10 protein-coding genes are annotated in these 13,078 nt (G+C 56.0%); 9 read left to right on the top strand and 1 reads right to left on the bottom strand.

Features of this window, described 5'->3' with window-relative positions:
• The first annotated feature begins 32 nt into the window (after nt 1-32).
• Together AC2FIS_RS14230 and AC2FIS_RS14225 are read left to right on the top strand one after the other, a co-directional pair.
• Nucleotides 33-1,949, top strand: a complete 1,917-nt coding sequence (locus AC2FIS_RS14230; protein ID WP_496773998.1) for a DUF3604 domain-containing protein — start codon at nt 33-35, stop codon at nt 1,947-1,949.
• A gap of 5 nt (nt 1,950-1,954) precedes the next feature.
• Nucleotides 1,955-3,742, top strand: a complete 1,788-nt coding sequence (locus AC2FIS_RS14225) for a DUF3604 domain-containing protein (RefSeq protein WP_496773997.1) — start codon at nt 1,955-1,957, stop codon at nt 3,740-3,742.
• Nucleotides 3,743-3,964: 222 nt separating this feature from the next.
• On the opposite strand, the gene xylB is transcribed toward AC2FIS_RS14225, so the two are convergent.
• Complete coding sequence (gene xylB, locus AC2FIS_RS14220; RefSeq protein WP_496773996.1) at nt 3,965-5,401, bottom strand: xylulokinase; 1,437 nt, start codon at nt 5,399-5,401, stop codon at nt 3,965-3,967.
• Nucleotides 5,402-5,521: 120 nt separating this feature from the next.
• Between xylB and AC2FIS_RS14215 the strand changes: the two genes are divergently transcribed.
• The 7 genes from AC2FIS_RS14215 (at nt 5,522) to AC2FIS_RS14185 (ending at nt 13,057) form a co-directional block, all read left to right on the top strand.
• Complete coding sequence (locus tag AC2FIS_RS14215; RefSeq protein ID WP_496773995.1) at nt 5,522-6,547, top strand: LacI family DNA-binding transcriptional regulator; 1,026 nt, start codon at nt 5,522-5,524, stop codon at nt 6,545-6,547.
• Nucleotides 6,548-6,641: 94 nt separating this feature from the next.
• Nucleotides 6,642-7,943, top strand: coding sequence for an ABC transporter substrate-binding protein (locus AC2FIS_RS14210; RefSeq protein WP_058284088.1), 1,302 nt, complete (start codon nt 6,642-6,644; stop codon nt 7,941-7,943).
• Between the two features lie 106 nt (nt 7,944-8,049).
• Entirely contained in the window at nt 8,050-8,916 is an 867-nt protein-coding gene (locus AC2FIS_RS14205) for a carbohydrate ABC transporter permease (protein WP_108859810.1), read from the top strand.
• Nucleotides 8,917-8,928: 12 nt separating this feature from the next.
• Nucleotides 8,929-9,759: a carbohydrate ABC transporter permease gene (locus AC2FIS_RS14200; protein WP_113791433.1), complete on the top strand. Its 831-nt coding sequence runs from the start codon at nt 8,929-8,931 to the stop codon at nt 9,757-9,759.
• Nucleotides 9,760-9,771: 12 nt separating this feature from the next.
• Nucleotides 9,772-10,776 carry an ABC transporter ATP-binding protein gene (locus tag AC2FIS_RS14195; protein WP_496723060.1) on the top strand — a complete coding sequence of 335 codons (1,005 nt, stop codon included), beginning with the start codon at nt 9,772-9,774 and terminating at the stop codon, nt 10,774-10,776.
• Nucleotides 10,773-11,546: an L-iditol 2-dehydrogenase gene (locus AC2FIS_RS14190; RefSeq protein WP_496773993.1), complete on the top strand. Its 774-nt coding sequence runs from the start codon at nt 10,773-10,775 to the stop codon at nt 11,544-11,546. The genes AC2FIS_RS14195 and AC2FIS_RS14190 overlap by 4 nt, the downstream gene beginning before the upstream one ends.
• Complete coding sequence (locus AC2FIS_RS14185; RefSeq protein WP_496773992.1) at nt 11,546-13,057, top strand: mannitol dehydrogenase family protein; 1,512 nt, start codon at nt 11,546-11,548, stop codon at nt 13,055-13,057. The genes AC2FIS_RS14190 and AC2FIS_RS14185 overlap by 1 nt, the downstream gene beginning before the upstream one ends.
• Nucleotides 13,058-13,078: the final 21 nt, after the last annotated feature.

The following is a 13,078-nucleotide window of genomic DNA, read 5'->3' as shown; positions in this document are numbered from 1 at the left end:
GATGGGCGGATATTTGAACGAAAGGGATTGAGATGACCATACATTTGACTCTGGCAACTGCACTTGCGGTGTCGCTGACGTTACCTGCGCTGGCGCAGGATACGGCCTCGGCCGACAACGCGGCTGGTGAACTCAAGGGGCAGCCTTATTCTCCTAATGCCAACCGGGGGTTTCCAACCAGGGTCCTGTTTGGTGATACGCATGTCCATTCGGCATTGTCGGCGGACGCAGGTGGCGGCGGCACGACTTTGATGCCGCGAGAAATGTACCGGTTCGCCCGGGGCGAGCAGGTGACGTCGAACACCGGGCAACCCGTCAAGCTTGAGCGTCCTTTCGACTTTTACATGCTGACTGAGCACACCGATGGCATGGGGGTGATTACCGACATCAAAAAAGGTGCGCCAAATATCATGGCGGACGCACAGGGCAAGAAGTTTCACGAGGCGTTCGCGAAGGGCGGTGACGACGCCAAACAGGCCAGCATCGACCTGATCGCGCAATTCAGTCAGGGCACGCTGAGCCAAGCGTTGCTGTATCAACCCGGGATGCCAGGCTATGACAATACCTGGCGCGATCTGGTACAGGCCGCAGAAGAATTCAACGACCCGCATGTCTTTACTGCGATGATTGCTTATGAATGGACTTCGTTGACCGAAGGCAACAACCTGCATCGCAATGTCATCTTTCGCGATGGACCTGAGAGGGCGTTGCAAGTGGTTCCATTCCTGATGGCGCCTCCAATGGGCAGCCCGGATCCCCGCGATTTGTGGAAATGGATGCAAAGCTATGAGGACAAGACCGGAGGGGACGTGCTTGCTATTCCGCACAACCCGAACCTCAGCAACGGCATCATGTTTGCGCTGAATGACACGCTGAACAACAACGCGCCTTTTGATCGAGAGTATCTGCAAACCCGGCAGCAATGGGAAAAACTGGTTGAAATTGGCCAGACTAAAGGAGACAGCGAAACCCATCCGATGCTGTCCCCGACAGATGAGTTTGCAGAATACGAACGGTGGGATTGGGCCAATCTGGATGTCTCCGAAGCCAAAACGCCTGAGATGCTCGCCACGGAAATGGTGCGCAATACGCTAAAAAATGGCCTGGCTTTTGAGCAATCCGATGGGATCAACCCCTTCAAGCTGGGCTTTGTGGGTGGTTCGGATATCCACACCGGGCTGACCACGCAGCTGGACAACAACTTCTTTGGCGCCTTTACTTGGATGGAGCCGTCAAAAACCCGCGCCACCTCGGTGGCCAAGGGGAATGCAGATTTGGGAATTTCCTATAAGGGTTGGCAATATGCCACTCCGGGTCCGACGGCCGTCTGGGCCACTGAAAACACCCGGGCGGGGATCTTTGACGCGATGGAACGGCGCGAGGTCTATGCGACCACGGGCCCACGCATCACAGTGCGGTTCTTCGGCGGAGACTTCGTGGCCGACGACATCAAACACCGCGAGTTGGCACGGATCGGCTATTCAAAAGGTGTCCCGATGGGTGGTGATCTGGCGGGAAGCGATGCACCGTCTTTCCTTGTTTACGCCCTGCGTGATCCGATTGGTGCTAACCTGGACCGCATCCAGATTATCAAGGGCTGGGTTGATGCAAACGGCGAGACCCATGAAAAAATCTACGACGTGGTTTGGGCCGGTGATCGCACGCCCGGTGATGACGGTAAATTACCACCCGTCGGAAATACCGTCGATCTGAGCATCCCAAGCTGGACCAATGATATTGGCCGGGCCGAACTGGGTACCGTGTGGACTGATCCGGAGTTCGACCCCTCGCAACACGCATTCTACTATGCCCGTGTTGTCGAAATCCCAACGCCGCGTTGGACCGCCTATGACGCAGTTCGCTTTAATGTCGATATGCCCGATGAGGTCAAGATGATCACGCAAGAGCGCGCCTACACCTCGCCAATTTGGTACACACCTGAAGGATGAAGCCGATGAGAACACTTGTTATTGCGACATCCACCTTGGCGTTTTCGACTATGGCATTGGCGGAACCCAACCCCATGCGCAACGCATACTTTGGCGAGACCCATATGCATACGGCACTGTCGCTGGATGCATATATCGGTGGTGCACGATTGATGCCGTCTGACAGCCTGCGCTTTGCCAAGGGCGAACCGGTCTTGGTAAATGGACGTCACAAACAATTGTCGCGCCCGCTCGACTTTGCAGCGGTCAGCGATCACGTGGAATATCTGGGCGAGATGTATTCGACGATATTTCCCGAGGCACCGGGATACGAGCAGGAAGATCTGCAACAACTACGCAGCTTGGAAACGCTGAAAGACAAACAGGATTGGTTCTACAAGTACGTCATCGCCAACAATCGCGGTGAAAGTCCTACCCACCCACCTTTCTATCAAGGGCCTGAGACCACCAAATCCGGTTGGCAGATCATCATCGATGCCGCCGAGGAACATAATGATCCGGGCAGTTTTACCGCCTTGATTGCCTTTGAATGGTCGGCAGCGCCGAACGGTGGCAACATGCATCGCAACGTGATTTTCCGCGATAACGTGGTCCCGGACCTTCCGATGTCCAGCTATGATTCCAACAAGGTCGAAGACCTCTGGGACTGGCTGCAAAACGCGCAAGACAATGGATCAACCCTTTTGGCGATCCCGCATAATTCGAACGCGTCAAAGCAGCAGATGTTTCCCGAACTCAACAGTTTTGGCGAAGCTCCAGACAAGGACTGGGCCAGCACTCGGCAGGCTTGGGAGCCGCTGATCGAAATGATGCAGATAAAGGGCAATTCTGAGGTTCACGAAGCATTCTGGCAAGCGGATGAGTTCGCCGGTTTCGAAAACGCAAATTCCATCCAGAAAAACTCAAACCGGTATTTCCACAAGCGCGACTTTGTGCGCGAAGGGTTAAAACTGGGATTGGCGGCCCAACAGGAGTTGGGCGTAAACCCCTACAAATACGGGTTCATCGGCGGCACTGACAACCATAACGGTTTGATGTCTGATCTGGCCGAAGATGACTTTATCGGCGGTCACGGTCCCGAAGATGGCAGTGTCGTTCGACGTCGCAAGGGTGGGGTTGGCGGTTGGATCGACGGGATCGACCTTTCGATTGGTTCACTTGCTGGTGTCTGGGCCGAGGAAAACACCCGAGCCTCGATCTGGGACGCGATGAAACGGCGTGAAACTTTCGCTACATCCGGGCCTCGGGTCAAAGTGCGGATGTTCGGTGGCTCGGACCTTGCGGACAATCCGACCGATCCCGTTGCAATGGTGGAAGATGGCTATGAAAACGGCGTACCGATGGGTGGTGATTTGATCGGAGACAATGCGCCCACTTTCACCGTATATGCGCAAAAAGACCCGGACGGCGCCAATCTGGATCGCATCCAGATCATCAAGGGCTGGGTCGATGCAACGGGCGAGATCCACGAAGAGATCATTGACGTGGCCTGGTCCGGCGATCGCGAGATCGCCGCAGATGGCAAACTTCCTTCGGTGGGCAATACTGTCGATCTGACAACTGCGCTGTATACGAACGAAATTGGCGCCCCAACATTGATGGGCAGTTGGACTGACCCTGGTTTCGACCCAGTGCAAGGCGCGTTCTATTATGCACGTGCTATCGAGATTCCAACACCTAGGTGGTCGACGTATGATGCCGTTCGTTCTGGCCTTCCTTTGTTGGAAGAAGTCCCCGCTACAATTCAGGAACGCGCCTGGGGCTCGCCGATCTGGTACACGCCCGCCGGATAAAGTCGTTTCTTGAACCTCAGAAATACCGCGCCTGCAAGTCGCTCAGCGAGTGTCAGGTATTGCCGAAGCTAAAACCTAAAGGACCGTATCAGCACCAAGGCCAGCGGTGTTTGTGGATTGCAGCCAATGGTTGCATTGTCCACACGGTGGGAATTCAACAGACGCCTTTCTGAAATGACGAAAAACTGGCTCACACGGTCAAAGCAAACGACTGTACCGAGGTCAGTCGACCGCCCTCACTGCAGTGTATAGTCGGCGAAACAAAGTCAGCCTTTCGTGCAGTGCGCCGGGGTCAACGGGTTCAAAACGGTCTTTAGTCTTGGGCTGAACCGCCAGATCGGCAAGATCAAAAGTACCAACTCCACAGGCGGCCAACAGGGCCGCGCCATAGGCGGGGCCGGAATCCGATCCCTCAGAGCGTATCACCGGCTTTCCTGTCACCGATGCAATCAGGCCCAGCAAGAGGTCTGATTGACTGCCACCTCCGATGGCGGCCAGTTCCGGTAGACTTTCTATCGTGTCTCCGAAGCTCTGCGCGGCATCGGCAAAGCAAAAAGCAATTGCCTCGACCACGGAACGGCAGAGATCCGCGCGCGTTGTCGAATCCTCAAGACCAAAGAAACAGGCGCGAATATGTGGATCCCCAAGTGGGCTGCGTTCACCTGTTAAATACGGCAGGAAAATCGGCCCGCGATCACCGCTGACGGTTTCAGCAAGCGCAACAACTTCGGCAGCGGACAGCCCCAGTTGACCACCAATCCACGAAATCGGCCTTGCGCCGTTCAGCATAGCGGCCATTTGATACCAACGGTCGGGCAATGTGTGCGCAAACGCATGCACATAGCGTTCAGGATTGGGCTTGTACTTGCGGTCCGCCACGAACAGCTGGCCGGACGTCCCCAGGGAAATGAACCCACGTCCCGGTTCGGTGGCGCCCAGAGATACCGCTCCGGTTGCCGCATCTCCGCCTCCGGCAACGACGGGCACGCCGGGTTTCAGCCCGGTTTCAGCCGCGGCTTGCGCCGTCACGGTTCCGACGACGACGTGACCGTCGAAAACCTGCGGCAGCCAGTCGGGCGCTACATCAGTGGCTTCGGCAACTCCGACATGCCATTTTCGCGATGCCTGATCGAGCCACATTGTACCGGCCGCATCGGACGTGTCGGTTGCCAACTCTCCATGCAGGCATAACCCGATGTAGTCCTTGGGCAGCAGGATATGAGCAAGGCGCGCATATTGTGCCGGCTCATGTTGTTTCAACCAGGCGATCTTGGGTGCCGTGAAACCCGGCAAAGGGAGGACGCCAGCGATATGACCGATCTGCGGCTGGGCTGCGCGCAGCTCATCGCATTCAAGTACCGCTCTGCTGTCATTCCACAGGATCGCCGGACGGATCGGGCGCAGATCGCGATCCAGCAAAACGGCGCCATGCATCTGACCGGACAACCCGATGGCCTGCACGTCAGACAGCGTGACTTTTTTTGCAAGTTGGCTCAATGCATCGCGTGTCGCCTGCCACCAAATATCCGGGTGCTGCTCTGACCAACCAGGCTGCGGCGAGGAAGTTTTTATGTCTACTGAAGACGTTGCAAGAATTCGATGGGTATCCGCACAGACAAGTTTGACCGCTGACGTTCCGATATCAATCCCGAGAAACATTCAATCCCCTTGCCCGCAAAAACGCCCGGACCTTGCATGGCTATTGATTTTTTAGCGCGCGCAAAGAATATGTAAAAATAGGATAAGATCAAGGCGGCTCAGATCCGCAGGCAGACTGACATGACCAAAATAAAAAACATGGAAGAGTTCGCAGCCCTCAGTGGCATCTCGCGGCCTACGGTATCCAAGTACTTTCACGATCCTGACAGCGTTCGACCGACAACGCGGGCCCGTATCGAAGAGGCGCTGGAGCGGTTCGACTATCGCCCCAATATTTATGCGGTGAACCAGAACCGGAAACTGACCAAGAATATCGGCATCGTCGTGCCCTATCTGGCGGATCCGTTCTTTGCCGAAATCGCGCGTTATTTGGAACAAAGCTGTATTGCGGCGGGGTATCGTCCGTCCCTCTTTAGCTCTCATGGTGAACAAAAACTGGAAAACGACATTCTGGACGGGCTGCAATCCATGAAGCCTGCCGGGGTTTTGTTAGCGCCATTGGGACGGACCTCGGACCAATCAGTGATCGAGAGGTTCTGCGCGAATGTGCCGACTGTTTTGTTCGACAGTAACCTAGAAGGTCTGGGTGCCGCGTTTATCGGGTCGGACAATTTCAGCTTTGTGTCGCAGACCGTTGAATACATGATCCGGACGGGCGAGCCCCCGTCATTCTTCGAAATGCGAACGCCTGCGAACCCAAACGCCAATAAACGCCGAAAAGCCTATATTGAAGTCATGGAGCGTCTCGGGTTCGAGCCGCATATCATCAGAGTCGACGGTAAGGGCTGGGCGTTTGAAGAGATCGGTCACAAGGGTGCGCTGAAAGTTCTGGCGGAAAATGAGCTGCGAACTAATTCGGTCCTGTGCAGCAATGACCGGCTGGCAATCGGCTTTCTAGCGGCCTGCTACGAACAAGGGATTCGGGTCGGTCGACAGGATGATTGCGCGCTGCGTCTGGCTTCAAATGACGATCATCCCTTCGCAAAGTTCACTTGCCCCTCTCTGACCACGGCTGCGCATGATTATGACAACGTTGCCGGGCGTAGCGTCGAAACTCTGTTCGAACTCATTGAAAGTGGAGGGAAATTTGAATCGCGGTCGGAAACGTTGTTCCCTGCAAGGCTGGTTTTAAGGGATTCCGCGTAATCTTAAAATTTAACGCGCGTAAAGTTTTCATTGACGCCGCGACAATTTTTGCATTACGTTCTCTGTACGACATCCAAGCTCAGGGAGGACAGGGATGTATTTGAGAAACGCACTTCGTGCGGCGACTGCAATGACACTCGTCGCGACGGCAGCAGCTCATGCGGACACCTTAACAATAGCGACCGTGAACAACGGCGACATGATCCGGATGCAGGGCTATACCGATAAATTCACCGAGGCGACCGGCATTGACGTCGAATGGGTGACGTTGGAAGAAAACGTGCTGCGTCAGCGCGTAACGACCGACATCACGACCAAAGGCGGTACATTCGATATCATGACAATCGGCATGTATGAGACGCCGATCTGGGGCGCGAATGGCTGGCTGGTGCCTCTGGATGGCCTGTCCGAAGAATACGACGTTGGTGACATTCTGCCCGCGATGGCAGGTGGGTTGAGCCATGACGGAACGCTTTTCGCGGCACCGTTCTATGGTGAAAGCTCGATGATCATGTACCGCACTGACCTTATGGAAAAGGCGGGCATGGAAATGCCTGAGGCGCCGTCCTGGCAGTTCATCAAAGAGGCCGCCGCCGCGATGACCGACCGCGACGCTGAGATCAACGGTATCTGCCTTCGCGGCAAAGCCGGTTGGGGTGAAGGCGGAGCCTTTATCACTGCGATGTCCAATTCATTCGGCGCCCGCTGGTTCGACGAAGAATGGAAGCCCCAGTTCGATCAGCCCGAGTGGGCAGACACACTGAATTTCTACGTTGAAATGATGAACGAATCCGGTCCTGCCGGCTATGCCACCAATGGGTTTAACGAAAACCTGTCGCTGTTCCAGCAGGGCAAATGCGGCATGTGGATCGACGCGACAGTTGCGGCGTCTTTCGTGACCAACCCTGACGACTCTACGGTCGCGGATCACGTAGGATTTGCGCTGGCACCTGACACAGGATTGGGCAAGCGGTCCAACTGGCTTTGGGCGTGGGCACTGGCTATTCCTGCTGGCACACAGCAAGAAGATGCTGCCAAGCAATTCATCGAATGGGCGACCTCAAAGGACTACATTGAGCTAGTGGCCGAAAGCGAAGGATGGGCAAACGTTCCCCCGGGTGCACGTACGTCTCTGTACGAGAATCCGGAATACCAAAAGGTTCCGTTCGCCAAGATGACGCTGGATTCGATCCTGTCAGCTGATCCGAACAGCCCGACGGTGAAACCCGTCCCGTACGTTGGCATCCAGTTTGCCGCGATCCCGGAATTCGCAGGCATCGCCACACAGGTGAGCCAGGAGTTCTCGGCAGTATATGCCGGACAGCAAACGGTTGAGGAAGCACTTGCCAAAGCGCAGGCTTTCACAGCCGAAGAAATGGAAGCCGCCGGTTACTGAGGCATCCTCCCAACGGGTGGGCAGAGGTCTGCCCCCCGTTCATCCCTTCCACAATTCGCGTTTTTCTCGCAGGCTGAGTTACGCCTGAACAGAGAGGGTTTGCGTTATGGCTACTCAACATTCTCGATCAGTTGCCCGCCTGATGATGGCACCCGCAGTGGTCCTGCTGCTTGGCTGGATGCTCGTGCCTCTGACGATGACGCTGTATTTTTCTTTCAAGAAGTACCTTCCGCTGCGTGGAGGTGATCTGGGTTGGGTCGGGTTCGACAACTACGTTCGTTTCGTATCCTCCAGTTCCTTCTGGCCCGCGGTCCAAGCAACATTGGTGATCGTTGGCGGCGTGCTGGTGATTACGGTCATTCTGGGCATTCTGCTGGCCATGCTGCTGGATCAGCCCATGTGGGGGCAGGGCGTTGTCCGCATCCTTGTGATCGCGCCATTCTTTGTCATGCCGACCGTATCAGCGCTGGTCTGGAAGAACATGTTCATGGACCCGGTGAACGGTTTGCTGGCCCATCTGTGGCGCTTTTTCGGGGCTGAGCCGATTTCGTGGCTGTCCGAAGCTTCGATGACTTCGATTGTTATGATCGTTTCCTGGCAGTGGCTTCCCTTTGCGACGCTGATCCTGCTGACCGCTATCCAGTCCTTGGACAGTGAACAGCTGGAAGCAGCCGAGATGGACGGTGCGCCGGTGCTTAAACGCTTTTATCACATCATCCTGCCGCATCTTGGTCGCGCCATCACGATTGTGATCCTGATCCAGACGATCTTTTTACTGTCGATCTTCGCCGAGATTTTCGTGACCACCGGCGGCGCCTTCGGCACCCGTACACTGACCTACATGATCTTCCAGCGCGTGTTGGAAAGCCAGAACGTTGGCCTCGGATCAGCCGGTGGTGTCTATGCAATCATCCTGGCCAATATAGTTGCCATCTTCCTGATGCGCATCGTTGGCAAAAACCTGGACGCGTGAGGAGACAAAACCATGGCCCGCACCGTCACGACACAACGCAAAACACTAAACACCGCCCTTGCCTGGGCCGTAGGTCTGCTGATCTTTTTTCCGATCCTCTGGACGATCCTGACCAGCTTCAAGACCGAGGCACAGGCGATTGCAAGCCCACCGATCTTCCTCAACTTCGACTGGACGCTCGAAAATTACGCCATCGTGCAGGAACGTTCTGACTATATGCGGTTCCTGTGGAATTCGGTCATCATCGCAGGCGGATCGACCGTTCTGGGTGTGATCGTTGCGATACCCGCAGCCTGGGCGATGGCGTTTGTTCCGTCCAAACGCACCAAGGACATTCTGTTGTGGATGCTGTCCACAAAGATGTTGCCTGCAGTTGGTGTTCTGTACCCGATTTACTTGCTGTTCATTCAGCTGGGTTTGCTGGACAGCCGCGGTGGGCTGGTCGTGGTGCTGATGCTGATCAACCTGCCGATCATCGTCTGGATGCTCTACACCTATTTCCGCGAAATTCCGGGGGAAATCCTTGAAGCGGCACGGATGGATGGTGCGACGCTGAAAGAGGAAATCCTTTATATCCTGACGCCTATGGCCATCCCCGGCATCGCCTCGACCGTTCTGTTGAACTTCATCCTGGCCTGGAACGAGGCGTTCTGGACCCTAAACCTGACGGCCGTCGATGCGGCCCCGCTCACCGCATTTATCGCCAGCTATTCCAGCCCTGAAGGCTTGTTCTTTGCCAAGCTCAGCGCGGCCTCGACCATGGCGATTGCACCCATCCTGATCCTTGGCTGGTTCAGCCAGAAACAACTTGTCCGCGGCCTGACTTTCGGCGCTGTGAAATAAGGAAGACTTCGTATGGGACGTATTCAACTCAAGTCCGTGACCAAAAGCTTCGGCGACGTAGAGGTCATTCCCCCGCTGGATCTGACCATCGAAGATGGCGAGTTCACCGTATTTGTCGGCCCCTCGGGTTGCGGCAAGTCCACTTTGCTGCGCCTGATTGCGGGGCTGGAAGACATGACCTCTGGCTCCATCGACATTGACGGCGCCGACGCAACAGACGTGCCGCCTGCCAAACGCGGGCTGGCGATGGTGTTCCAATCCTACGCCTTGTACCCGCACATGACCGTTCGCAAAAACATCGCATTTCCGCTGCGCATGGCGAAACTGGATCAGGCTGAGATCGACAAGCGGGTTGAAGGTGCGGCGAGCGTTCTGAACCTGACCGACTACCTGGATCGTCGTCCCGGCCAACTGTCTGGCGGGCAACGTCAAAGGGTGGCCATCGGTCGGGCCATTGTACGCGAACCGGCTGCGTTCCTGTTTGATGAACCGCTGTCGAACCTGGACGCCGCCTTGCGCGTTGGCATGCGGCTGGAAATCAGCGAACTGCACGAACGTCTTGCGACCACGATGATCTACGTCACCCACGATCAGGTCGAGGCCATGACTATGGCCGACAAGATCGTTGTGCTTCAGGCAGGTGTGATCGAACAGGTTGGCAGCCCGTTGGAGCTGTACCGTACGCCGCGCAACCTGTTTGTTGCAGGCTTTATCGGTTCACCCAAGATGAACTTCATCGAAGGCCCCGAGGCAGAAAAGCTCGGTGCCCAGACCATCGGAATTCGCCCTGAACACATTGCGGTGTCTGAATCTGAGGGAGACTGGTCCGGTGTCGTAAGCGTTTCTGAGCACCTTGGCTCGGACACTTTCTTCCACGTCCACGAAACAGGGTTGGCCGAGACAATCACCGTCCGTGCAGATGGCGAGGTCAGCTTTCGCCACGGCGACCGTATCTATCTGACACCACGCTCAGATGTCATCCACCGGTTTGACGCGAAAGGTCTGCGGTTCGAATGACGCGTCTGACCGGCAAAACTGCCCTGATCACCGGGGCCGCGCGGGGCATCGGACTGGCGTTTGCCAAGGCATATGTGGCTGAGGGCGCGCGCGTCGCCATCGCGGACATAGACGGGCAGCGTGCGCAGGACGCAGCAACTGAGATCGGCGCGGCCGCGTTGGCCGTCGAGATGGATGTGACCAGCCAACAAAGCATAGAAGACGCCGTTGCGCAAACGGCTGCACATTTTGGCCCAATCGACATTCTGATCAACAACGCAGCGATCTTCTCCGCCGCTCCAATCGTTGAAATTGAGCGTGCTGACTACAATCGCGTTTTTGATATCAACGTTGCTGGCGCGCTGTTTACGATGCAGGCCGTTGCGCGCCACATGATTGATCACGGAACCAAAGGTCGGATCATCAACATGGCATCGCAGGCAGGGCGTAGGGGCGAGCCCTTGGTCGCCGTATACTGTGCCAGCAAAGCCGCGATCATATCCTTGACCCAATCTGCTGGGCTGAGCCTGATCTCTTACGGAATCAACGTAAATGCCATTGCCCCCGGTGTTGTTGATGGCGAGCACTGGGATGGCGTTGATGCGTTTTTTGCAAAACACGAAGGCAAACCACTGGGCCAGAAGAAACGCGAAGTGGCTGCAGCCGTTCCTTATGGCCGAATGGGTCGAGCCGAAGATCTGACCGGGATGGCGGTATTTCTGGCTTCTGATGATGCAAAGTACATCGTCGCACAAACCTACAATGTCGATGGCGGAAACTGGATGAGCTGATGGACCCTGTGGCGAATGCAAAACCTACGGTACGGCTACGGCGTGACAGTCTTTCAGGCCTGCCAGAGATCGTCAGGGCTCCGGCCTATGCGCGCTCGGACCTGACGCCGGGCATTGTCCATATCGGACTTGGCAACTTTCATCGCGCGCATCAGGCCTGGTATATTCACCAGTTGATGCAGCTGGGCCAGGCCCATGACTGGGCAATCATCGGGGCAGGTGTCCGAAGCTATGACGCAAACATGCGAGAGCGACTGTTGGCCCAAGACTGCCTGACAACGCTGATCGAACTGGACCCAAAAGGAATGTCCGCCGAAGTGATTGGTCCCATGATTGATTACCTGCCGATCGAAGACAACAATGCCGCGCTTATCCGGACGATGGCGGACCCTGCCATACGAATTGTGTCGCTGACTGTAACTGAAGGTGGGTATTTCCCGGACGCCAACACTGATGCGTTCGATACAGATCACGCAGACATTCGGCACGATGCCGAGAACCCGGATCAGCCGCGCACGGCTTTCGGCGCTATTGTCGCGGCGCTCAGGCAACGGCGTACAAATGGCTTGAAACCCTTTACCGCGCTCAGCTGCGATAATCTTCAGGGCAACGGTGGAATTCTGCGAACCTGCGTTGTTGGTTTGGCGCGTCTATCCGACCCGGATCTGGCCGATTGGATCGATCAGAATGGAGCATTTCCGAACTCGATGGTGGACTGCATTGTTCCCGCAACGACCGAGGAGGTCCTAGCGCAATGCCGCGCACTGGGCGTCGACGACCGCGCACCGGTCACGCATGAGAACTTTCGCCAATGGGTGATTGAGGACAATTTCTGCGCAGAACGACCGCCCCTTGAGCAAGTTGGAGTAACCCTGACGCAGAACGTCCACAGCTATGAAGCGATGAAACTGCGCATATTGAACGGCGGCCACCAACTGCTCGCAAATGTCGGAGAGATTCTGAATGTGCCAACGATTTCAGACTGCATGCAGGACCCGGACATTGTGGCGTTTTTCAGGAAAGTTCAGACGGAAGAAATTCTGCCTCAGGTCGAAGCCGTCCCCGGAACCACTGCCGCCGAATATCTTGGGTTGGTTGAGAGGCGATTTTCCAACACCACCATCCACGACACAACACGACGCGTGGCGTTTGATGGATCTTCACGACACCCGGGTTTTTTACTGCCGTCGCTGCGCGATGCCCTTGCAATTGGGTCGTCCGTAAATGGGCTTGCGCTGGCCGAAGCATTCTGGTGCCGGATGTGCGCAGGTCTTCGTGAAGATGGTTCAGAAATCGCCCCAAATGACCCTCATTGGGAGCAATTGCAAAAAACCGCGCTGGCTTCTAAAGCCAATCCGATTTTGTGGATCGAACAAAGCCAGTATTTTGGTGACTTAGGCCGCGACACGCAGTTCGCAGACGCTTTTTCCACCCGGCTGGCTGCGATTTGGCAACGTGGTTGCCGCGAGGCGATAGCTGACTTAGTCGCTCGTGAGACAAAGTCCCGCTAATCCTACGGCAGACATGTTTCA

It is taken from the genome of Ruegeria sp. CDSB113 (assembly GCF_059611045.1).
Note: the sequence above shows the minus strand (reverse complement) of the source record. Positions and strands in the feature narration are given on the sequence as shown.